Source organism: Gordonia westfalica, assembly GCF_900105725.1.
In the GTDB taxonomy this organism is placed as follows: domain Bacteria; phylum Actinomycetota; class Actinomycetes; order Mycobacteriales; family Mycobacteriaceae; genus Gordonia; species Gordonia westfalica.
On the sequence record NZ_FNLM01000034.1, the window covers coordinates 1,708,578 to 1,730,177 of the forward strand.

20 protein-coding genes and 1 pseudogene are annotated in these 21,600 nt (G+C 68.6%); 5 read left to right on the forward strand and 16 right to left on the reverse strand.

What is annotated here, in order from left to right:
- Positions 1-343: 343 nt before the first annotated feature.
- The 16 genes from lgt to hisD form a co-directional block, all read right to left on the reverse strand.
- Entirely contained in the window at positions 344-1,774 is a 1,431-nt protein-coding gene (lgt, locus tag BLU62_RS13170) for a prolipoprotein diacylglyceryl transferase (protein ID WP_084811793.1), read from the reverse strand.
- A 151-nt stretch (positions 1,775-1,925) separates the two neighbouring features.
- Positions 1,926-2,735: a tryptophan synthase subunit alpha gene (gene trpA, locus BLU62_RS13175; protein ID WP_074849987.1), complete on the reverse strand. Its 810-nt coding sequence runs from the start codon at positions 2,733-2,735 to the stop codon at positions 1,926-1,928.
- The gene (gene trpB / locus BLU62_RS13180) at positions 2,732-4,066 is read right to left on the reverse strand and encodes a tryptophan synthase subunit beta (RefSeq protein WP_074849988.1); all 1,335 of its coding nucleotides are present in this window, start codon (positions 4,064-4,066) and stop codon (positions 2,732-2,734) included. Before trpB ends, trpA begins: the two co-directional genes overlap by 4 nt.
- A 61-nt stretch (positions 4,067-4,127) precedes the next feature.
- Positions 4,128-4,946: an indole-3-glycerol phosphate synthase TrpC gene (trpC, locus tag BLU62_RS13185; RefSeq protein ID WP_074849989.1), complete on the reverse strand. Its 819-nt coding sequence runs from the start codon at positions 4,944-4,946 to the stop codon at positions 4,128-4,130.
- Positions 4,947-5,128: 182 nt separating this feature from the next.
- Positions 5,129-5,902, reverse strand: a complete 774-nt coding sequence (locus BLU62_RS13190) for a Trp biosynthesis-associated membrane protein (protein WP_074849990.1) — start codon at positions 5,900-5,902, stop codon at positions 5,129-5,131.
- Complete coding sequence (locus BLU62_RS13195) at positions 5,899-7,476, reverse strand: anthranilate synthase component I (RefSeq protein WP_074849991.1); 1,578 nt, start codon at positions 7,474-7,476, stop codon at positions 5,899-5,901. Before BLU62_RS13195 ends, BLU62_RS13190 begins: the two co-directional genes overlap by 4 nt.
- Positions 7,473-7,652, reverse strand: coding sequence for a tautomerase family protein (locus tag BLU62_RS13200; RefSeq protein ID WP_005196179.1), 180 nt, complete (start codon positions 7,650-7,652; stop codon positions 7,473-7,475). The genes BLU62_RS13195 and BLU62_RS13200 overlap by 4 nt, the downstream gene beginning before the upstream one ends.
- A 39-nt stretch (positions 7,653-7,691) precedes the next feature.
- Positions 7,692-8,063 carry a phosphoribosyl-AMP cyclohydrolase gene (hisI, locus tag BLU62_RS13205; protein ID WP_074849992.1) on the reverse strand — a complete coding sequence of 124 codons (372 nt, stop codon included), beginning with the start codon at positions 8,061-8,063 and terminating at the stop codon, positions 7,692-7,694.
- 19 nt (positions 8,064-8,082) lie between these two features.
- On the reverse strand, positions 8,083-8,856 hold the full coding sequence (hisF, locus tag BLU62_RS13210; RefSeq protein ID WP_074852884.1) for an imidazole glycerol phosphate synthase subunit HisF: 774 nt from the start codon (positions 8,854-8,856) through the stop codon (positions 8,083-8,085).
- A gap of 68 nt (positions 8,857-8,924) precedes the next feature.
- Positions 8,925-9,746, reverse strand: a complete 822-nt coding sequence (locus BLU62_RS13215) for an inositol monophosphatase family protein (RefSeq protein WP_074849993.1) — start codon at positions 9,744-9,746, stop codon at positions 8,925-8,927.
- On the reverse strand, positions 9,746-10,489 hold the full coding sequence (priA, locus tag BLU62_RS13220; RefSeq protein WP_074849994.1) for a bifunctional 1-(5-phosphoribosyl)-5-((5-phosphoribosylamino)methylideneamino)imidazole-4-carboxamide isomerase/phosphoribosylanthranilate isomerase PriA: 744 nt from the start codon (positions 10,487-10,489) through the stop codon (positions 9,746-9,748). The genes BLU62_RS13215 and priA overlap by 1 nt, the downstream gene beginning before the upstream one ends.
- 58 nt (positions 10,490-10,547) lie before the next feature.
- Positions 10,548-10,847, reverse strand: a complete 300-nt coding sequence (locus BLU62_RS13225) for a hypothetical protein (protein WP_074849995.1) — start codon at positions 10,845-10,847, stop codon at positions 10,548-10,550.
- Positions 10,844-11,485 carry an imidazole glycerol phosphate synthase subunit HisH gene (gene hisH, locus BLU62_RS13230; RefSeq protein ID WP_074849996.1) on the reverse strand — a complete coding sequence of 214 codons (642 nt, stop codon included), beginning with the start codon at positions 11,483-11,485 and terminating at the stop codon, positions 10,844-10,846. The genes BLU62_RS13225 and hisH overlap by 4 nt, the downstream gene beginning before the upstream one ends.
- Positions 11,482-12,105 (reverse strand): imidazoleglycerol-phosphate dehydratase HisB, encoded by a 624-nt coding sequence (gene hisB / locus BLU62_RS13235; protein WP_074849997.1) that lies wholly within the window; start codon positions 12,103-12,105, stop codon positions 11,482-11,484. The genes hisH and hisB overlap by 4 nt, the downstream gene beginning before the upstream one ends.
- The gene (locus BLU62_RS13240; protein ID WP_074849998.1) at positions 12,102-13,250 is read right to left on the reverse strand and encodes a histidinol-phosphate transaminase; all 1,149 of its coding nucleotides are present in this window, start codon (positions 13,248-13,250) and stop codon (positions 12,102-12,104) included. The genes hisB and BLU62_RS13240 overlap by 4 nt, the downstream gene beginning before the upstream one ends.
- Positions 13,247-14,590 carry a histidinol dehydrogenase gene (gene hisD / locus BLU62_RS13245; RefSeq protein WP_074849999.1) on the reverse strand — a complete coding sequence of 448 codons (1,344 nt, stop codon included), beginning with the start codon at positions 14,588-14,590 and terminating at the stop codon, positions 13,247-13,249. The genes BLU62_RS13240 and hisD overlap by 4 nt, the downstream gene beginning before the upstream one ends.
- Before the next feature lie 237 nt (positions 14,591-14,827).
- On the opposite strand from hisD, the gene BLU62_RS13250 reads away from it, so the two are divergent.
- From BLU62_RS13250 to BLU62_RS13270, 5 genes and pseudogenes are all read left to right on the forward strand, one after another.
- A complete protein-coding gene (locus BLU62_RS13250; RefSeq protein ID WP_074850000.1) occupies positions 14,828-15,283 on the forward strand; it encodes a hemerythrin domain-containing protein in 456 nt (151 codons plus the stop codon).
- 223 nt (positions 15,284-15,506) lie between these two features.
- Positions 15,507-16,803: pseudogene (locus tag BLU62_RS13255) on the forward strand (dicarboxylate/amino acid:cation symporter).
- 488 nt (positions 16,804-17,291) lie between these two features.
- Entirely contained in the window at positions 17,292-18,767 is a 1,476-nt protein-coding gene (locus BLU62_RS13260) for a flavin monoamine oxidase family protein (protein WP_074850001.1), read from the forward strand.
- Between the two features lie 23 nt (positions 18,768-18,790).
- Positions 18,791-19,441 (forward strand): TetR/AcrR family transcriptional regulator, encoded by a 651-nt coding sequence (locus BLU62_RS13265; protein WP_074850002.1) that lies wholly within the window; start codon positions 18,791-18,793, stop codon positions 19,439-19,441.
- Positions 19,442-19,455: 14 nt separating this feature from the next.
- Complete coding sequence (locus BLU62_RS13270) at positions 19,456-21,495, forward strand: neutral/alkaline ceramidase (protein ID WP_074850003.1); 2,040 nt, start codon at positions 19,456-19,458, stop codon at positions 21,493-21,495.
- The last annotated feature ends 105 nt before the right edge of the window (positions 21,496-21,600 follow it).

Genomic DNA, 21,600 nt, shown 5'->3' on the forward strand with positions numbered 1-21,600 from the left:
CCGGTGGGTCGTGGTGGTCGGTGCCGGGCGGTCGGAGATCGCGCGTCGTGAAGTTCGATCGTATCCGAACACCACGGAGCACGCGTGTGCTCAAAGGCTGTGATCCTCGCGACCGGAGACGTGACTCACGTCGGCGCCGGGGCTGCCGTGAAGAACGGGTGGCGAGACCCGAGTCGCGAAAAGCCTTGGTGCCGTGAGTCTTGATGCCGTTGTACCCGCATGGTCGGCAGCCAGCCGTCCGCGGCTGAAAATCGCCCCTGATAAGGACCTTCAGCTGGTGAGCCGGCGACATATAGAGAGTGTCGCCGGTTGCCTTCTGGAGGGTCCTTATCAGGGGTGTTTTTCAGCGGCGTTTTTCAGGGGTGTTTTCAGCGTCGGTGGGCTCGACGTCGGTGGGCTCGACGTCGGCGGGCTCGACGTCGGTGGGCTCGGCATCAGCCGCCTCCGCCTCCGGCTCGTTGACCGCGGCGCTCTCGACAACTGGCTCGTCGGTCTCGGTCTCGTCAGCCTCGGTCTCGACAGCAGCGCTTTCCTCGACCTCCGGCTCGGATGCTTCGGTCTCGACAGCCTCGGCGTCGACAGCCTCGGTGTCGTCGGCGTCGGCGGACTCAGCCTGCGAGTCGCCCGCCGGGCTCGACTCGGTGTCCTCGACTGCGGCTTCGTCGACGGACTCCACGACGGTCTGGCCCTCGGCTCCCGGTTCGGACTCAGCGTCCGACTCCGGGGTCGCCATCGCGTCTGCCTCGGCGTCGAGGGCGTCGAGCGTATCCGCGTCGGCCACCGGTTCGGTGTCTCGTTGGGCGGCATCCGCGTCCTCGAAGTCCTCGTCGTACCAGTCGTCGACGTATCCGGCGACGCCCTGTTCCTCGAGTTCGGCGGCACGTTCGGGGTGGTACATCTCCAGCCCCTGTTCGCGGCCCTTGGGCGCGGTCACGAAGTAGACGATGGCGCACGCGAACACGAGCGCGGCGGTGAAGAGGTTCGGGCGGATGCCGGCGATGTCGTTGGCGACGGCGGCACGGTCGTCGCGCAGCATCTCGATGAAGAACCGGCCGAGGCAGTAGCCGGCGATGTACAGCGCGAACAGGCGACCATGGCCGATGCGGAACCTGCGGTCGACGACCACGAGCAGCACCACGATGAGGACGTTCCACAGGAGTTCGTAGAGGAACGTGGGCTGGACGATGGCGACGACGACGCCGTTGGACTTGCCGTCGATCAGGCCGGGGTCGGCGTATCCGGCCTCGTTGGCGCGCTCGTAGATCTTCAGGCCCCAGGGCAGCGTCGTCTCGCGGCCGTACAGTTCCTGGTTGAAGTAGTTGCCGAGTCGGCCGATGGCCTGGGCCAACAGGATCGGCGGGGCGATCGCGTCGCCGAAGGCGGGCAGCCTGATACCGCGGCGTCGTGCGCCGATCCATGCGCCGACCGCACCGAGCGCGACCGCGCCCCAGATTCCGAGACCACCGTCCCAGATTCGCAGGGCATCTAGCGGCTCCTTGGGGGCGTCGGCGCCGAAATAGGTCTTCCAGTCGGTGATCACGTGATAGACGCGACCGCCCAGGAGACCGAACGGCACCGCCCAGATCGCGACGTCGAGGACCTCGCCGTCCTGGCCGCCGCGCGCGATCCACCGGCGGTTGCCCCACCAGACCGCGACGACGATCCCCGCGATGATGCACAGCGCATACGCGCGCAGCGGGAACGGTCCGAGTTCCCAGACGCCCTGGGGCGGACTGGGGATGTAGGCGAGCATCGTCGTGGTCGGCGCGTTCACGGTGCAACCCTAACCGACCGGATGGTGGCGCCTGCGCGGTCCGGTCGCGCGCGGTCTCGATACGGCCCTCGGGTAGCCCCTCGGCCCTACTCGACCAGCAAAAGCATTACCCGACCCGCAGCAGCGCTACTCGACCAGTCGGAGAACCGCGTCAGACGGCGGCGTGCCGCGACCGCACACCCTCGGCGAGCTCGCCCACCAGCGAGGCCAGGCGATCCTGGCCGGCCTTGGCGGCGGTCACCAGAGCCGAGCCGACGATGACGCCGTCGGAGTACGACGCGATCTGCGCGGCCTGTTCACGGTTGCGGACACCGAGGCCGACGCCGATCGGGATGTCGGAGTACTCGCGGACGCGAGCGCACAGATCGGGAGCCATGTCCGACACCGCGTCACGCGCACCGGTGACACCCATCGTGGACGCGGCATACACGAATCCACGAGATGCGTCGACGGTCAGGGCGATGCGTTCGGTGGTCGACGACGGCGCGACCAGGTAGATGCGGTCGAGACCGTGCTTGTCGGACGCCGCGTGCCACTCGGCCCCTTCTTCGGGGATCAGGTTCGGCGTGATGAGTCCGGAGCCACCCGCGTTCGCGAGGTCCTGCGCGAAGTTCTCGACGCCGTACTGCAGCACCGGGTTCCAGTAACTCATCACGACCGCGTTGCCGCCCGCCGCGCTGATCGCCTCGACCGCGGTGAACACGTCGCGCACCCGCACCCCGTTGGTGAGGGCGAGGTCGGCGGCCTCCTGGATCGTCGGGCCGTCCATCACCGGATCCGAGTAGGGCACGCCCACCTCGATGATGTCGCAGCCGGCGTCGACCATCGTCCGGAACGAGGTCAGGGAGTCCTCCACCGTCGGATATCCGACGGGAAGGTAGCCGATGAGTGCGCTTCGGTTCTCCTCGCGGCACTTGGCGAAGACGGGTCCGGTCTTCGACGAGATCGTGTCTGCGCTCATGCCTTTTCCCCCGGCTGTCCACTGGTGGCGTTCGCCTCGTCCTGCGACGGTGGCGGATCGAAGAGCCCGAACCAGCGCGCGGCGGTGTCGACGTCCTTGTCACCTCGACCGGACAGGCTCACGACGATGATCGCGCCCTCCCCGAGTTCCTTGCCCAGCTCGAGCGCACCGGCGACCGCATGGGCGGACTCGATGGCGGGGATGATCCCCTCGCGGCGACTCAACAGCGCCAGCGCCTCCATCGCCTCGGTGTCGGTGATCGGGCGGTACTCGGCCCGGCCGGTGTCCTTGAGGTAGGCGTGCTCGGGGCCGACACCCGGATAGTCGAGACCCGCGGAGATCGAATGCGATTCGATCGTCTGCCCGTCCTCGTCCTGCAGCAGGTACGAGTACGCGCCCTGGAACGCACCCGGCGTGCCGCCGGTGAAAGTCGCTGCGTGACGGCCCGTTTCGACGCCGTCACCGGCCGCCTCGAACCCGACCAGACGAACGGCGGAGTCGTCGATGAAGGGATGGAAGATGCCGATGGCATTGGAACCGCCACCGACACAGGCGGTCACCGCGTCGGGCAGGCGTCCCGCCTTGGCCAGGATCTGGGCACGCGCCTCGAGTCCGACGACGCGCTGCAGGTCGCGGACCATGACCGGGAAGGGGTGCGGGCCCGCGGCGGTGCCGAAGCAGTAATAGGTGTTGTGCGCGTTGGTGACCCAGTCGCGCATCGCCTCGTTGATCGCGTCCTTCAGGGTCGCCGAACCGTTGTCGACGGCGATGACCTCGGCGCCGAGCAGACGCATCCGGGCGACGTTGAGCGCCTGGCGGTCGGTGTCGACGCGACCCATGTAGATCACGCACTCGAGTCCGAGCAGCGCGCACGCGGTGGCGGTGGCCACGCCGTGCTGGCCGGCACCGGTCTCGGCAATGATGCGGTTCTTGCCCATCCGCTGAGCCAGAAGCGCTTGTCCCAGAACGTTGTTGATCTTGTGCGAGCCGGTGTGGTTGAGGTCCTCGCGCTTGAGGAAGATACGCGCTCCACCGGCATACTCGGCGAGGCGCTTCGCTTCGTACAGCGGCGACGGGCGTCCGGCGTAATCGCGCTGCAAGCGGTCGAGTTCGGCGAGGAAGTCGTCGTCGGTGCGCAACTTGTAGAAGGTCGTGGTGACCTCGTCGATGACGGCCATCAACGCTTCCGGCACATGCCGTCCGCCGTAGACGCCGAAGTGGCCACCCTCGTCGGGCTCGATCGACGTACGGGTGGTCAATCCGGCGCTGGCCGGAGGAAGCACGAGGGATTCCGAAGAATCGGGACGGGCCGAATCAGGATGGGCGGTCACTACATCTCACAGTCGATCGGGCCGACGACGACATGGGCCGAACACGGCCCGAAGACGTATGTCAGCGAACTGGTTTCGGGCACGACGGGTGGGTACCCGCGGTGACCAGCTCACGCACGGCGGCGCGGGGGTCACCGCTTGTCACGAGTCCCTCACCCACCAGGACGGCGTCGGCGCCCGCGCCGGCATAGGCCAGCAGGTCGGCGGTTCCGCGCACGCCCGACTCCGCGATGCGGATGGTCTCGGTCGGCAGGCCGGGAGCGATCCGCGAGAAGGTGTCCCGCTCGACCTGGAGGGTCTTGAGGTTGCGGGCGTTCACGCCGACGACCGATGCGCCGGCCTCGAGGGCGCGATCGGCCTCTTCCTCGGTGTGGACCTCCACGAGAGCGGTCATGCCGAGGCTCTCGGTGCGGTCGAGCAGCGAGGCGAGGACGTTCTGTTCGAGGGCGGCGACGATCAGCAGGATGACGTCGGCGCCGTGAGCGCGGGCCTCGTGGATCTGATACGGCCCGACGATGAAGTCCTTGCGCAGGACGGGAATGTCGACTGCTGCGCGGACGGCGTCGAGGTCGGCGAGCGACCCGTGGAAGCGACGCTCCTCGGTCAGCACGCTGATGATGCGGGCGCCGCCGTCCTCGTAGGCCCTGGCCAGATCGGCCGGATCGCCGATCGAGGCGAGCTCACCCTTGGACGGGCTGGCGCGCTTCACCTCGGCGATCACCCCGATGCCGGGCTGCCGGAGTGCGGCCATGACGTCCCGGGGAGCGGGAGCCTTCGCCGATGCTGCCTTGACTGCTGAGAAGTCGGTCACCGCTTCACGTGCGGCGACGTCGGCCTTGACTCCCTCGATGATCGACTCGAGAACGTTGGGCATGCTCACAGCGACTCCGCTCCCTTCCGCTCGTCGTGTGGTCTCAGGGTAGACCGGACGCCCGGGCGGCCTGTCGCCGGGTTGGCAGACTCCCCACATTTCGGGAGCGTTCCTGGACTGTTGCGCACATCTCAGCCTGTCGTGCGCGTCTCACGGAGACTCGTGGCCCGGGTCACTGCTCGCCCGGAGGGTCAGCGCTCGTCCGTGTCGGACGAATCAGTCGGGTCGATGCCCGTGTCGAGCGCGTCCCACATCATGCGCTCGTTCGCGTCGGGGTCGTCGCCGGCCCGCCCGCCCTTTCCGCCGGTCTCGGTCTCGCCGGTGGCCGGGGTGTCCCCGGTGTTCGTGGCGTCGGCCGCGGCCGCCTTCTTCCGTCGCTCGTAGTCGGCGAAGATCTCGGTCTCGAGCTCCTCGCGCCGGGCGGCGGGAGTCTTGTACTTGGACGACATCGTCGCACCTTTGGCGACCCGCAGCAGCACAATCGCGGCGGCGACCGCACACACCGTGCCGACCAGGACCAGTGCGGCCGGTAGCCACTTGGTGTCGGTGAAGAGCACGACGTACCGGTCGGGGAGATCGCCGGCGTCGGCGGCGTACTCGGAGTCGGCGCCGCCGGTGATCAGGGAGATCGCCGGGAAGGCAGCGAGCACGCCACCTGCGGCGACGAGCAGCGCGACGAGTCGCAGGCCCCAGCCCCGCACCGACAGCACCGCGGCGATGCCGGCGAGGTAGACCAGGGCGAGCGGCGTGAGCCACGGGCTCCAGTCCGATCCCTTGATGTCGAACGCCCGCTGGGGCGAGAGGCCGTCCTCGGCGGCGACGGTCGCCCACGTCAGCCGGCTCGCACCCCAGAACGCGGTCGCGGTGGCCAGCATCAGGATCGCCGCGAGGATCTGCGGACGGCGCGAGGACTTCGGACGGGACGGCTTCGGCTGTGCCGGCGTCGGCTGTTCTGCTGAGGTCACGGCGTCTCCCCGACCCTGCTCATGGTCGAGGCGGCGGCGACGGCGTTGAGCACGGCGGTCGCCTTGTTGCGTGCCTCGTTGTACTCGTACTCGGGCTCGCTGTCGGCGACCACTCCGCCACCGGCCTGCACGTAGGCCTGTCCGCGCGCGAGGAGCGCGGTACGGATGGCGATCGCGGTGTCGGCGTTGCCTGCGAAGTCGAGGTAGCCGACGATGCCGCCGTAGAGGCCGCGACGCGTCTTCTCGTGTTCGTCGATGAGCTCCATCGCACGCACCTTGGGCGCACCGGTGAGCGTGCCGGCCGGGAAGCAGGCGGTGACCGCGTCGAGCGCGTGCTTGTCCTCCCGCAGGGTTCCCGACACCGTCGACACCAGGTGCATGACGTGGCTGTACCGCTCGATGTGGCGGTAGTCGCTGACCTTCACGGTCCCGGGCACGCACACGCGGCCGAGATCGTTGCGGCCGAGATCGACGAGCATGAGGTGTTCGGCGTTCTCCTTCTCGTCCTCGAGAAGGCCCTTGCCGAGCAGTTGATCCTCTTCCTCGGTGGCGCCGCGCCAGCGCGTTCCCGCGATGGGGTGCGTGGTCGCGATGCGATCGGTGACCGTCACCAGGGCCTCGGGGCTGCTGCCGACGATCGTGAAGGGCTTGCGGGCGATCGCGTCGGGGGCGGCGGTGTCACTGTTCGCCTCGGTACCCGGCATCCGCAGCAGATACATGTAGGGGCTGGGGTTGGAGGCGCGCAGGACGCGATAGACGTCGAGCGGATCGGCCTCGGTGTCCATCTCGAAACGCATCGACGGCACGACCTGGAAGGCCTCGCCGGCCTCGATCTCGCCGACGAGGCTCGTGACGATCTCGCTGTACTCCTCCAGGGAGCGCTGCGCGGTGAAGTCCGGCTTGGGCCGGTCGAAGGTGGAGACGGTCGACGACGCCGGCGCGGCGAGGGCCTCGGTCATCCGGTCCAGACGCGCGACGGCGTCGGCGTAGGCCTCCTCGACGCGCTCGTCGGAGCCGTCCCAGTTGACCGCGTTGGCGATCAGGGTGATGGTGCCCTCGTGATGGTCGACGGCGGCGAGATCGGTGGCCAGCACCATCATCATGTCCGGCAGACCGAGGTCGTCGACGGTGGTCTCCGGGAGGCGTTCGAGGCGCCGGACCATGTCGTAGGCCATGAACCCGACGAAGCCGCCGGTCAGCGGCGGCATCCCCGGGAGCGGGTCGGTCTTGAGCACGCGCAACGACTCGGCCAGCACCTCGAGGGCGTCGCCGCCCTCGGGGGCGTCCACCGGCACCGAACCCCACCAGTGCGCCTGGCCGTCGACGACGGTCAGCGCCGACGGTGCGCCGGCTCCGATGAAGGACCAGCGCGACCAGGATCGGCCGTTCTCCGCCGACTCCAGCAGGAAGGTGCCGGGACGGTCGCCGGCGAGCTTGCGGTACGCCGACAGCGGGGTCTCGGAATCGGCGAGCACCTTGCGGGTCACCGGCACCACGCGATGGTCACGGGCGAGGTCGAGGAAGTCCGCGAGGGTCGTCGTGTGGGCCTCGGCCGCGGATTTCACGCCGCTCATCCGAGGGGCTCGCCGCCGACGCCCCACTGGGTGCGCGGTACCTCGGTGATCGTCACCCAGACGGAGTCCGGGTTCTTGCCGGTCGCCTTGGCGTACGCCTCGGTCACCGCCGCGATGGTCTCGCGCTTGACGCGGTCGGAGAGTCCGGGGGTCTGCGAGATCTGGATGAGGGGCATGCAGCGTCACCGCCTTTCGGGTGTGATCACGATGGAAATCTACGGTGCGGAATCGACCGGACGGGCTTCTGCTCCGAACGGCAGCGAGTCGGTGTCGAAACAGCTGTGGTTGCCGGTGTGGCAGGCCGCCCCGACCTGTTCGACGACGAGCAGGACGGTGTCGCCGTCGCAGTCGAGGCGTGCGTCGTGCACGTACTGGGTGTGGCCGCTGGTCTCGCCCTTGACCCAGTATTCCTGGCGCGAGCGCGAGTAGTAGGTCGCCTTGCGCGTCGCGAGGGTGCGCTCGAGGGCGGCGTCGTCCATCCACGCGACCATCAGGACGTCACCGGTGGAGCGTTCCTGCGCGACCGCGCTGAACAGCCCGTCGGAGTTGCGCTTGAGACGTGCGGCGAGCGCAGGGTCGAGTGCCATCAGCGTTCTCCTGCCGGTGTCATCGGACGGTGATCCCGGCGTCGGCCATCGCCGCCTTCACCTCGTGGATGGTGAGTTCGCCGAAGTGGAAGACCGAGGCGGCCAGCACCGCGTCCGCACCGGCCTGGACGGCGGGCGCGAAGTCCTCGACCCGTCCGGCACCGCCGCTGGCGATGACCGGAACCTGCACGGCCTCACGGACGGCCTTCAGCATGCGCAGATCGAATCCCTGCTTGGTTCCGTCGGCGTCCATCGAGTTGAGCAGGATCTCGCCGACGCCCAGATCCTGGCCGCGACGGGCCCACTCGATCGCGTCGATCCCGGTGCCCTTGCGGCCGCCGTGCGTGGTGACCTCCCAGCCGGACGGCGTCGGCTCCGAACCCTCCGGCACGGTCCGCGCGTCGACCGACAGGACGATGCACTGTGAGCCGAAACGCCGGCTCATCTCGCCGAGCACCTCGGGACGGGCGATGGCGGCGGTGTTCACGCTGACCTTGTCGGCGCCCGCGCGCAGCATGATGTCGACGTCGTCGACCGTGCGGATGCCGCCGCCGACGGTGAGCGGGATGAACACCTGGTCGGCGGTTCGCTTGACGACGTCGATCATCGTCGAACGTCCCGAGCTCGACGCGGTGACGTCGAGGAAGGTCAGTTCGTCGGCGCCCTCGCGGTCGTAGCGTTCGGCCAACTCGACGGGGTCCCCGGCGTCGCGGAGATTCTCGAAATTGACGCCCTTGACCACTCGCCCGTCGTCGACGTCGAGGCACGGGATGACCCGGGTCGCCAGCGTCATCATGTCTCCTTCGCGTGCACGTTCTTCATGGGATGCTCTCGTGCCTGTCTCATCGGTTGCCGGGGCGCTCATTCCGACCACTCCCCGACCGTTTCCTCGATCACTTCCATCAGACCCGCATGCACGGTCGGCGTACCCGCGACCAGTGACGGGGAGGCGACCGTCCAGCGCTCACCCGCGATGTCGGAGGCGACCCCGCCGGCGGCCCGGACCAGCGCGGCGCCCGCCGCGTTGTCCCACGGATGCCGGCCGAACGCGACGGCTCCGCTGAACACGCCCGAGGCGGTGAACGCCATGTCGACGCCGGTACTGCCCGTCATCCGGATACGGGCGACGCGGGAACTCAACGCGCGCAACAGGTCTGCCCGACGATCACCCGCATAGCGGCCACGCCCGGCGGCGTTGAAGGGCCCGAAGGCGATCGCGGCCTCCTCCAGCGGCATGTCCGGCAACGGTTCGGCGACCACACCGTTCACCATCAGCGGTCCACCCGCGTGGGCGGCGTACTTCCGGTTCAGCAGCGGCAGCCACGTCAGACCGAGAGTCGCCTCGCCGTCGACGACGAGACCGAGGAGGATGCCGGTGAGCGGCATGCCCGCGGAGTAGTTGAACGTGCCGTCGATCGGGTCGAGAACCCACACCGGGCCCTCGATCGGGTCGGCGCCGCCGAACTCCTCCCCGTGCACCGGGATCTGGGTGCGGTCGGCGAGTTCGGCCGAGATCCGCCGTTCCAGGTCGAGATCGACCTGGGTGGCGAAGTCCGTCCCGCCCTTGTGCACGGCGCTCGGCGCACCCAGCCCTTCGACGAAGGGCTCCACGACGGCGTCGAGAACGGACCCCGCGGTGTCGAGCAACCGCGGGAGGTCGAGCGAGCTCTCGGTTGCGCTCATCAGACCCCGGCGACGGCCGTGAGCGCCTCGGGCAGGGTGAAGCGGCCGGCGTAGAGCGCCTTGCCGACGATCGCGCCCTCGACGCCCTGGTCGACGAGACCGGCGATCGCGACGAGGTCGTCGATGGCCGAGACACCGCCGGAGGCGACGATCGGGGCGTCGGTGGCCGCGGCGACCTGGGCGAGCAGTTCGAGGTTCGGGCCCTGGAGGGTGCCGTCCTTGGACACGTCGGTCACGACGTAGCGCGAGCAGCCGTCGCGGTTGAGGCGCTCGAGGACCTCCCACAGGTCGCCGCCGTCGGTGACCCAGCCGCGGCCGCGCAGGCGGTAGGACTCACCGTCGCGGATGACGTCGAGGCCGACGGCGATGCGGTCGCCGTGTTCGGCGATCGCGCGGGCACACCATTCCGGGTTCTCGAGAGCAGCCGTGCCCAGGTTGACGCGCGTGCATCCGGTGGCCAGCGCGGCGGCGAGCGACTCGTCGTCGCGGATGCCGCCGGACAACTCGACCTTCACGTTCAGTTCACCGACGACACCGGCGAGGAGGTCGCGGTTGTCACCGCGACCGAACGCGGCGTCCAGGTCGACGAGGTGAATCCACTCCGCACCGTCGTTCTGCCACGCCAGCGCCGCGTCGCGCGGCGAGCCGTAGGAGGTCTCGGTACCGGCCGCGCCCTGGACGAGGCGGACCGCCTGCCCGTCGGCGACGTCGACGGCGGGAAGGAGTTCGAGGGTGCTACCCATGGGTGGAGTTTTCCTGTCTGTTCTCGGGTCGGGCTGTGGTGTCTTCGAGCGGTGGCGGTCAGGCCGACGGATGACCGTCGCGAGCGGCGAGCAGGTCGGCCCGCGCGCGGTTGACCATGCGGTTTGCCACGGTACCGATGGCCGCGATCATCGCGACCACCGCGGCCAGTGCGGCGATGAGACCGGCGATCGGTGACCAGTTCGCCAGCAGGACGATGATCGGTACGGAGATCGCCAGGACCAGCACGCCGGCGCCGAGAGCGTAGAACGCGAGCTTGGCGATCGAGAAACCGCTCCCCGGTTGCGGGGTGTCGGGGACATTCCCGCCTGCTTCGCCGGCCGGCGTGCCGTCGGTCATGAGAGGCCCTTCACCCAGTTCTCCAGGAGGTGGGCGCCGGCGTCCCCGGACTTCTCCGGGTGGAACTGCGTCGCCGACAACGGCCCGTTCTCGACCGCGGCGAGGAAGCGTCCGCCGTGTTCGGCCCAGGTCAGCTTCGGAGCCGTGAGCGGTGAACCGACGTTGTCCATCTCCCAGGTCTGCGCGGCGTAGGAGTGCACGAAGTAGAAGCGGGTGTCGGGGTCGAGGCCGGCGAACAGCACCGAGTCCTCGGGGGCCTCCACGGTGTTCCAGCCCATGTGCGGCAGGACCGGGGCGGGCAGCTGGGTGACGCTGCCGGGCCATTCACCGCAGCCGTCGGCCTCGACCCCGAACTCCACGCCGTGTTCGAAGAGGATCTGCATGCCGACGCAGATGCCCAGGACCGGACGTCCGCCGGCGAGGCGTCGGCCGATGATCCGGTCGCCCTTCACCGCGCGCAGACCTTCCATGCACGCGGCGAATGCCCCGACACCGGGCACGACCAGGCCGGTCGCCTCGAGTGCGGTGTTGAAATCGGAGGTCACGGTCACCTGGGCACCCGTGCGTTCGAGCGCACGCTGCGCCGAACGCAGGTTCCCCGAGCCGTAGTCGAGGATGGTGACGTCGGCCGCGCTCACAGGGCACCCTTCGTCGACGGCACACCGGTGACACGGGCGTCGTACTCGGTCGCGGTGCGCAGGGCGCGTGCGACGGCCTTGAACTCGGCCTCGGTGATGTGGTGCTGGTCGCGGCCGTAGAGCACCCGCACGTGCAGGGCGATGCGGGCGTTGAGGGCGATCGACTCGAAGACGTGCCGGTTGATGACCGTCGAATACGGCACGCCCGGGTATCCGCCGATCACCGCGGTGAGCAGGTGTTCGGGTTCTCCGGTGTGCACGCAGTACGGACGGCCGGACACGTCGACGACGGCCTGGGCGAGGGTCTCGTCCATCGGGATCCAGGCGTCGCCGAAGCGGCGGATGCCCTTCTTGTCGCCGAGGGCCCGGCCCAGTGCCTGGCCGAGGACGATGGCGGTGTCCTCGATGGTGTGGTGCCCCTCGACCTCGATGTCGCCCTCGGCCTTGACCGTGAGGTCGAAGCTGCCGTGCTGACCGAATGCCGTCAGCATGTGGTCGTAGAACGCGATACCGGTGGAGATGTCGGTGATACCGGTCCCGTCGAGGTTGAGCTCGACCGAGATCGACGATTCCCTGGTGGTGCGTTCGACCTTCGCGATGCGAGGCGCGGGGGTGCTCACTGAGAGTTCTCCAGATCTGTTGTTGCGAGCGTGCGGCTGACGTCGAGGAACGCATCGTTCTCGTGGGCGAGTCCGATGGTCACCCGCAGGTGGCCGGTGATCCCGACGTCCCGGATGAGGACACCGGCATCGAGGTAACGCTGCCACGACGCCGGGGCATCCCGGAAACCGCCGAACAGCACGAAGTTGGCGTCGGAGTCGACGACTCGGTAGCCGAACCCGGTGAGCGCGGCCTCCACGCGTTCGCGTTCGGCGATGATCGCGGCGACGCCGGCGAGGGTGTCGTCACTGTGGCGCAGGGCGGCGCGCGCGGCGGCCTGCGTCAGCACCGACAGGTGGTATGGCAGGCGGACCAGCGCGATGGCATCGACGACGGCGGGTGCGGCGGCGAGGTAGCCCAGACGTCCGCCCGCGAAGGCGAACGCCTTGGACATGGTGCGGCTGACGACGACCTTGGTCGGGAACTCGTCGATGAGCTCGGTCGCACTCGGTGCGGCCGAGAACTCGGCGTAGGCCTCGTCGACGATCACGATGCCGGGTGCCGCCTCGATGATGCGCCGCAGATCGGCGAGCGGGAGCGAGCCGCCGGTCGGGTTGTTGGGTGAGGTCACGAAGACCACGTCGGGTTCGCGGTTGGTCACCTCGGCGACCGCGTAGTCGGTGTCGAGGCCGAAGTCGGGCGACCGTGCCGCCACCAGCCAGGTGGTGTCCGTGCCGTCGGAGATGATCGGGTGCATCGAGTACGACGGCACGAAGCCGAGCGCAGACCGCCCGGGGCCGCCGAAGGCCTGCAGCAGCTGCTGCAGGATCTCGTTGGAACCGTTTGCCGCCCAGAGGTTCTCGGCACCGAGCTGCACGCCGGTGGCGCGGCTCAGGTAGGCGGCCAGGTCGGTGCGCAACGCGACCGCGTCCCGATCCGGGTATCGGTGCAGTTCCGTGGCGGCCTCACGCGCCGACGCCGCGACGTCGTCGATCAGGGCCTGCGACGGCGGGTGCGGGTTCTCGTTGGTGTTGAGGATCACCGGCACCTTGAGTTGCGGTGCGCCATAGGCGGACTTGCCGCGCAGGTTCTCGCGCAGCGGCAGGTCGTCGACGGTGATCCGCGAGCCCGGGACATTGCTGGTTGCCGCGTCCGACGCCGTCACGAGCGCGCGCTTCCGGCGAAACGCTGCTTGACCGCGTCGCCGTGACCGGGCAGGTCCTCGGCGTCGGCGAGGGTGACGACCTTGTCGGCGACCTCACGCAGCGCGGCCTCGTCGTAATCGATGACGTGGACGCCCTTCAGGAAGGTCTGCACCGACAGGCCCGACGCGAAGCGCGCCGAACCCGACGTCGGCAGAACGTGATTGGAGCCGGCGCAGTAGTCGCCGAGGCTGACCGGGGCGTACGGGCCGACGAAGATCGCGCCCGCGTTGTGCACGCGGTCGGCGACCGCGGCGGCGTCGCAGGTCTGGATCTCGAGGTGTTCGGCGGCATAGGCATCGACCACGGCAAGCCCGGCTTCGACGTCGTCGACGAGGACGACGCCGGACTGCTGCCCCGACAGCGCGGTGGTCACGCGCTCGCGGTGCTTGGTCGCGGCGACCTGCTGCTCGAGTGCTGCGTCGACGGCGTCGGCGAGTTCGGCGCTGTCGGTGACGAGCACCGACGCGGCGAGGACGTCGTGTTCGGCCTGGCTGATGAGGTCGGACGCGAGGATGCCCGCGTCGGCCGAGTCGTCGGCGAGGATGGCGATCTCGGTGGGACCGGCCTCGGAGTCGATCCCGACGACGCTGCGGCACAGCCGCTTGGCGGCGGTGACGTAGATGTTGCCCGGGCCGGTGATGAGGTCGACGGGATCGAGGACCGCGTTCGGCTCGTCGGCCGCATCCGTATCGGTACCGCCGTAGGCCAGCAGCGCGACGCCCTGCGCACCGCCGACGGCCCACACCTCGTCGACGCCTAGGAGCGCGCAGGCGGCGAGGATGGTCGGGTGCGGCCAGCCGCCGAAGTCCTTCTGCGGAGGCGACGCGACGACGAGCGAACCGACGCCGGCTTCCTGGGCGGGGACGACGTTCATGATCACCGACGACGGGTAGACCGCGTTGCCACCCGGCACATAGAGGCCCACGCGACGGACCGGGATCCACTTCTCGCTGACGATGCCACCGTCGACGACCTGGGTGCGGGTGGTCTCGCGACGCTGATCGGAGTGGACCTTGCGCGCGCGGTCGATCGACTCGCGCAGCGCATCGGCGACCTGATCGTCCAGACCGGCGAGCGCGTCGGCGATGACCTGCGCGGGGACCCGCACCGAGGCCGGCCGCACACCGTCGAACTTCTCCCCGAATTCCAGCGCCGCGGGCGTGCCGGTCTCGGCCACCGCATGCACCACCGGCGTCACCGTGTCGAGTACGGCATTGACGTCGGTGCCCCCGCGGGGCAGCGCGCGACGCAATTCGGCGAGCGTCGGCGTGCTACCGCGCAGGTCAATTCGGGCGAGCATGATCTCTCCTGGTCGGTGCGGGAATTTACCCATCCAGGATACGGGTCGGTGGCCAGCGGGTTTCTGGTGCGGGTGGTGAGGGTGTGTCGACGTCCCGCGTACGCGTCGTTCCCGACCTTCCCGGGCTGTGAGGAGACACCGTGGACGGACTCGGGTGCAGGACCCCGTCATTCCTCCTACCGTGGGACGGAGGGCGGGTGGACAGACAGAGTGTGTCAGTACTGCGGTTGCCGCGACATGCCCCTCCTACGGGATTACACCGCCGAGCACGAACGGGTCGTGAACCTGGGCGGCGACGCGGTCCGCGCGCTGGATGCGGGTGACGTGGACCGAGCCCGTGATCTCGCCGGCCGACTCACCGTCGAACTACGGTCGCACTGGCATGGCGAAGAGGACGGTCTGTTCGCTCAACTGCTCGACTGCGACCACGACCTCTTCGCCGAGTACATCGACCCACTCGTCGACGAGCATCTCGTACTCGGCGCCTTCCTGGATTCGATGGATCTGTCGGCCCCGGAAGACCAGGACCGCTTTCGACGCGAGGTGTTCGCCCTGCACCGCCACATCTCGAAGGAAGAGGACGCCCTGTTCCCGGCGTCGGTGACCACCCTCGACGGCGACCAGTGGGACGCCGCGATCGCCGCATGGCAACGCACCCACCCCGGTCAACGGATGCTGGAAACCGGGGTCTGACCTCGCCGGTCGGTGACGTCCGCCTTCGGGTGTCCGCCTCGATGGTCCTCGCCGCGGCATACCCACGCGCAGGAGAGCGTATGACGTTGTGCCCGGATTCCGGGCACCACGTCATACGGATCGACAGCGCCACCTGCGACGAAATCTCAACGTCAAATCTGTGACATCTGCGGGTAGTCCGCGCCGCCTAGGGTCGCGGCGTATCCGACCCCAGGAGGATGCCTTGAAGGCGCTGAAGCATCCCGCACTGCAGATCGGCATCGGCGCGATCGCCGGACTGGTCTTCGGTCTCATCGTCGGCGAATGGTCCGCGAACCTGAAGTTCATCGGCGACATGTTCATCCGCCTCATCCAGATGTCCATCGTGCCTTTGGTTCTCGCGTCGGTGATCGTGGCGACGGCGTCGATGTCGGGAGCCGGGACCGGCAGATCGCGTTCCGCACGTTCAAGTGGATGATCGGGTTCTCCGTGGTGGCCGCGGTCCTCGCGTGGGGACTCAGCGTGCTGATCGGACCGGGCAACGGAATGGTCTTCGACGGCGCCGTCGACCCCACTCTCGAGGAGGAGGCCGCCGACACGACCGGCTGGCAGAACACACTCCTGAACTTCGTGTCCAAGAACGTCTTCGAAGCGATGTCGACGGCCACGATGGTGCCGATCATCATCTTCGCCCTGCTGTTCGCGTCGCACTGCGGATGCAGATCAACAAGACCGGCGACGACCGGGTCCTCACCTTTATCGATCAGATCCAGCAGATCGTGCTCACCATGATCCGGCTGGTCATGTACATCGCGCCGATCGGCGTCTTCTGCCTGCTGGCCCCGCTGGCCGGCGACGTCGGGTTCTCCGTCATCACCACCGCACTGAAGTATCTGGGCACCACGGCGCTCGGTGTCGCGATCCTGTTCGCGCTCTTCGTCGTCGTGGTCACGGCACGCACCCGCCTGAACCCGTGGAAGCTGCCCGGCAAACTCGTCGAACAGACCGCCATCGCGATCACCACCACCAGTTCCGCGGTCACCTTCCCCACCGTCCTCAAGAACACCGTCGAGAAGGTGGGCGTCAGTCAGAAAGTCGCGAACTTCACGCTGTCGATCGGCCTCACGATGGGGTCGTACGGGGCCGTCCTCAACTACATGATCGTCGTGATGTTCCTGGCCCAGGCGGGCGGAGTGGATCTCACACTCGGCGACATCGCACTCGGCATGGCCCTCGCGATCCTGCTGAACATGGGCACCATCACCGTGCCCGGAGGCTTCCCGGTGGTCGCGACCTTCCTCGCCACCTCGCTCGACCTCCCCCTCGAGGCCGTCGGCCTGCTCATCGCCGTCGACTGGTTCGCCGGCATCTTCCGCACGTTCCTGAACGTCAACGGCGACACCTTCGTCGCCATGCTCGTCGCCAACGCCGACGACGACATCGACCGCGACGTCTACAACGGCACCAAGACCGTCATGTCCGAGGAGATCGACGTCTCCGAATTCGCCGGCGCCATGGCCAAGGCCGACGCCGCGGACTGATCTGTTTCCCGACGCCGCGTGGGCCCGGGAACCACCGCCCACCGCGCCTAATTCCTTGGGCCTCAAGCCCTGCGGGTCCAAGGACCTCAATGATCCCGAAGTGGCTGCGGGCGTATGGTTCCCGCAGTAACGTGACACCCATGCCAGCCTATTGGGTCATGTTCGTCGTCGCGCTGATCTCGTGCATCATCATCGGGATCGGGTTCATCGTCGGTATCCCCGGCAACAAGGACTGATCTCCGGTCCCACCCACCGCGGCCGCACCGAGTGCGAGCCGCGATTCTCTACCGCGCTCCCAGCTTCCTCAGGATCGCCACCCGGGCACTCGAGCGCCACTTCCAGCCGGCGTTTGAGTACCCGGGTGGCGATCCGCGTCGTCGGAGGGGGTGTTGCGCCTCACACTCCCCTGTTACTCTCTCGATACTTCAGGTCATCTGACCTGAACATGTGGTCGATAGCCTCGCGTCACCACGAGAACGGGGGATCACATGGGCACACACCTTTCACGCAGGCATTTCCTGGGCGGGACACTTGCCGCGGCGGGAGCCGCTGCAGGGGCTTCGCTCATCGGTGCAGGACGGGCGTCGGCCGCACCGTCGGGGATCGTCGATGTCGTGATCGTCGGCGGAGGACTGTCCGGGCTGGCGGCGGCGAAGGCACTCAAGGCGGCGGGCGCATCGGTGACGGTGCTCGAAGCCCGCGAGCGCGCGGGTGGCCGCGTCCACAACATCACCTCGCCCAAGCTGGGCGCGACACTCGACGCCGGAGCCGAATTCATCGGTCCCACACAGGGTCACATCGCCGGGCTCGCCCGCGAGTACGACGTACGGACGCTGCGCACCTACAACGCCGGCGACAGCATCTTCGTCGGCCGGACCGGCACCACTCGCGTACCCGCGGCCCTGCCGATACCCGCCGTCGCCGACCTCGGGCAGGCGGGTGCCGCGCTGGTACGTGCCCAAGCCGATGCCCTGGCGGGCTTCCCCGTCGGCGAGCCGTGGAAGCATCCCAACGCCGCCTACCTGGACTCGATCACGTGGGGGCAGTACACCCACCAGATCGCCGACTCCCCGACTGCGCGCGACCTCGTCCAGATAGCGATGTCGGCGCCGCTGTCCGTCCGCCCCGACGAGGTGTCCGCCCTCTACTACCTCAACTACATCGCGGCGTCGGGCGACGAACAGAACCCCGGAACCCTCATCCGCCTCCTGAGCACCGACGACGGGGCGCAGGAGCGGCTCTTCGAGGGCGGCGCCGCACTCATCCCACTCCGGATGGCGCGTGAGCTCTCCGCCGACATGGTCTACAACGCGCCTGTCCGGTCGATCTCGTACGCCGACGGCATCGCCACCGTCACCAGCGACGCCGGGACCCACCGCGCACGCCGCGTCATCGTCGCCATGTCCCCCGCCATCGCCGGCCAGATCGACTACCGGCCAGGGCTTCCCGCCGCGCGCACCGGCATCCATCGCGGCTACCGCATGGGTGCGGTCAGCAAGTTCGCAGCGCTCTACAAGCGGCCGTTCTGGCGCGACAAGGGTCTGTCCGGGCAGGTGTACGGCGCCGGACGACCCATCGACGTCACCTTCGAGAGCTATGCGGAAGGCAACCACATCCTGATGGGCTTCATCTCCGCCGACGCCATGCGCCGCCTCGACCACGCCCCCGAGTCGACGCTGGTCAAGGAGTGCATCGCCAACTTCGTCGAGTACTTCGGACCCGAGGCGCGGGACTTCGTCGACCACGGCGTGTTCAAGTGGGACCTCGAACCGTGGTCGCGCGGCGGTCCCGTCGCCGTCAGCAGGCCGGGAACTCTCACCAGGTACGGCACCGCCCTTCGCGAGCCCGTCGGCCCCATCCACTGGGCCGGCACGGAGACCTCGGACCACTGGACCGGCTACATGGACGGCGCGGTGCGCTCGGGTCGTCGTGCCGCGGGCGAGATCCTCGGCGATCTGAGGTGAGCGGCACGACCATGAGATCCAGGATGCCCGTCGAAGAACGTCGAGAACTGTTGTTGGAGTCCGCATTTCGGGTGATAGCCCGACACGGGGTCGACGGCGCGACCACGCGCGCGATCTGCGCGGAGGCCGGGGTGACCCTGTCGACCTTCCATTACGTGTTCGCCACCCGCGACGAACTCCTCGCCGCACTCGTCGAACGCGGAACCGAGAAGGAACTGACCGCGGTGGGAGCCGCGCTCGGCGAGGGCACCCAGAACATCTCGCACGGGCGAACCGGTGTGGTGACGATCCTGCAGACCGCGCTCTCCGCCTACATCGACGGGGTCGAGGCCGACCCCGACCGCGAGCAGGCGATGATCTCGCTCAACCAATACGCAAGGCAGACGGACGGACTCAGCGACCTCGGCGCCCATATGTACCTCCGCTACTACGCGGCGATCGCCGAAGCGCTCGACGGTGTCGCCGCGGCCACCGGCACCGGCTGGAACCGACCGACCACCGAACTGGCACCGCTCGTCCTCGCGGCCACCGACGGAATCACCCTGTCGTACCTCAACATCGGGGACCGCGCCGTCTGCGACCTCATCGCCGACGCCGTGGTGACCACCCTGTCGACGCACATCATCGACGCCGAGGACACCGATCGCCCCGAGAACACCCCAGAGAAAGCCTGAAAGGGACACACCACGTGGACGTGACACGGAGACAACTGATCGCCGGTGCGGCGGTGACCGCGGCAGGTGCCGGGCTGGCGCTCGGCACGAGCCAGGCCGGCCGGGCATCGGCCGCCCCCGGCGACTCGACCGACTACCTCGTCGGTTGCGGCATCGGTGATGTCACGGGAGCCGTTGCCGGACAGGGCATGATGGGCTACTCCAACCCCGAGCAGGTCGCGGCCGGATTGCTGCAACGATGCTGGGCGCGTGCCTACATCATCGTCGACCGGGCGACCGGCAAGCGCGTGGTCTTCTTGACGGCCGACATCGCGTGCCTGTTCTCCTCGCACCACATGGGGCTGATGGAGAAGCTGCGCAGGCGTTTCGGCTCGCTGTACACGGAGTCGAACGTCAACCTCAATGCGCAGCACTCGCACGCGTCCTGCGGCGGAACCGCCTGGGACTACGCGTATTCGCTCGCCGCGTTCGGCTTCAAGAAGAATTCCTACGACGCCGAGGTCGACGGCATGTTCGCCGCCATCGTGCGGGCGCACGAGAACCTGGCACCCGGCACGATCACCATCGGCCGCGAGGAACTGCACAACGCCAGCGCGAACCGCTCCAGGGTCGCCTTCGACGCCAACCCGTCGTCGGAGAAGAAGCTGTTCCCCAACGCGATCGATCCGCAGGTCACCGTCCTCCGCCTACGGCACGCCGGCGGCAAGGATGTCGGGGCCATCACCTGGTTCTCGACCCACGGGACGTCACTCGCCGACCACAACGTGCTGATCGCCGGTGACAACAAGGGGTACGCCAGCTATCTCTGGGAGCGCACCCAACCGGGCTTCGTCGCCGCCTTCCCGCAGACCAACGCCGGCGACATGACCCCCAACCTCTCCCTCAAGTGGTTCGAGCCGAGTGGTCCGACCACCGACAACAAGCGCAACTGTGAACTCATCGGTGAGCGCCAGTATGTCGCCGGGCGACGCGCCTTCGACGCCACCCGTCCGATGACGCGCGGTGGCGTCGACTCCGTCACGCGGTACGTGGACATGTCCGCGGTGCGGGTGGCCGGAACCTTCACGCCCGATGGGAAACCCGCGTCGACGACGCCGGCGATGATGGGTGCCGCCGCTGCGGCGACCAGCAGTGAGGACAACTACGAACAGCCGCTCCCCCTCCTCGTCGAGGGTATGACCAACCCGCTGTTCGCCGCCCTCGGCGGCGACAAGAAGCCGCCGATCGCCCCGTGGATGCGGGACATGCAGGCGCCCAAGCTGATCCTCTTCCCGCTCGGGCTCCTGCCGCCGTCGGGGTGGATTCCGTCGATGGTCCCGCTGCAGATCATGCGGATCGGCGAGCTCGTGCTCGTCGCGGTACCGGCCGAGGTGACCGTCGTCGCGGGACTCCGACTTCGTCGGGTGGTCGCCGACGAATTGCGCGTCGACATCGACAACGTACTGGTGCAGGGCTATTCGAACAGTTACACCCAGTACGTCACCACCCCGGAGGAATACGACCTGCAGCAGTACGAGGGCGGCGAAACCCAGTACGGCCGTTACACACTGCCCGCGTACATGCAGGAGTTCGCGAAGCTCGCCGGCGCGATGGCTTCCGGGCGCAGCCTGGGTCGCGGTCCGGCTCCGGTCGACAAATCCGGACTACAGCCCGATCTGCTCCCGCCGGTGCCCGCCGACCGCCCCGTCGCCGGGCACACGTACGGAGACGTCCTCCGGCAGCCGCGCGACTCCTACGGTGTCGGGCAGGCCGTGAGGGTCGAGTTCGTCGGCGCCCACCCCAACAACGACTTCCGTCACGGCGGAACATATCTGGAGGTCCAGCGACGAGAAGGAGGCACGTGGCGGACGGTCGCCGACGACAACGACTGGTCCACCGAGTTCCGGTGGGCGCGTCCCCCGGGCAGCCTCGACACCTCCCGCATCACGATCAGTTGGCGTCCTGGCGCGGGGACGTCGGGAACATACCGGGTGAGGTACCTCGGGAACAGCCGCGACGGCAGCGGACGCATCCGTCCGATCAGCGGGACGTCGAGGACGTTCGAGGTGAGATGACGCCACCACTGACCCTGAGGCGCGAGCGCAGCGAGCCACCCTTCGCTCCCTGAGGTGCGTGGCGACCGACGGTTACGAGGCCTTCGTGGCTCGTCGCTTGCGCTC

Excerpts from the sequence above, each read along its gene's own strand:
- trpA (WP_074849987.1), bottom strand. The coding sequence starts at position 2,735 with ATGAGCGCAGACACGATCTCGTCGAAGACCGGACCCGTCTTCGCCAAG.
- BLU62_RS13215 (WP_074849993.1), bottom strand. The coding sequence starts at position 9,746 with ATGAGCGCAACCGAGAGCTCGCTCGACCTCCCGCGGTTGCTCGACACC.
- BLU62_RS13200 (WP_005196179.1), bottom strand. The coding sequence starts at position 7,652 with ATGCCCCTCATCCAGATCTCGCAGACCCCCGGACTCTCCGACCGCGTC.
- BLU62_RS13260 (WP_074850001.1), top strand. The coding sequence starts at position 17,292 with ATGGGCACACACCTTTCACGCAGGCATTTCCTGGGCGGGACACTTGCC.
- hisD (WP_074849999.1), bottom strand. The coding sequence starts at position 14,590 with ATGCTCGCCCGAATTGACCTGCGCGGTAGCACGCCGACGCTCGCCGAA.
- BLU62_RS13250 (WP_074850000.1), top strand. The coding sequence starts at position 14,828 with ATGCCCCTCCTACGGGATTACACCGCCGAGCACGAACGGGTCGTGAAC.
- hisF (WP_074852884.1), bottom strand. The coding sequence starts at position 8,856 with ATGACGCTGGCGACCCGGGTCATCCCGTGCCTCGACGTCGACGACGGG.
- BLU62_RS13195 (WP_074849991.1), bottom strand. The coding sequence starts at position 7,476 with ATGAGCGGCGTGAAATCCGCGGCCGAGGCCCACACGACGACCCTCGCG.
- priA (WP_074849994.1), bottom strand. The coding sequence starts at position 10,489 with ATGGGTAGCACCCTCGAACTCCTTCCCGCCGTCGACGTCGCCGACGGG.
- BLU62_RS13225 (WP_074849995.1), bottom strand. The coding sequence starts at position 10,847 with ATGACCGACGGCACGCCGGCCGGCGAAGCAGGCGGGAATGTCCCCGAC.
- hisI (WP_074849992.1), bottom strand. The coding sequence starts at position 8,063 with ATGGCACTCGACCCTGCGCTCGCCGCACGTCTCAAGCGCAACTCCGAC.
- BLU62_RS13265 (WP_074850002.1), top strand. The coding sequence starts at position 18,791 with ATGCCCGTCGAAGAACGTCGAGAACTGTTGTTGGAGTCCGCATTTCGG.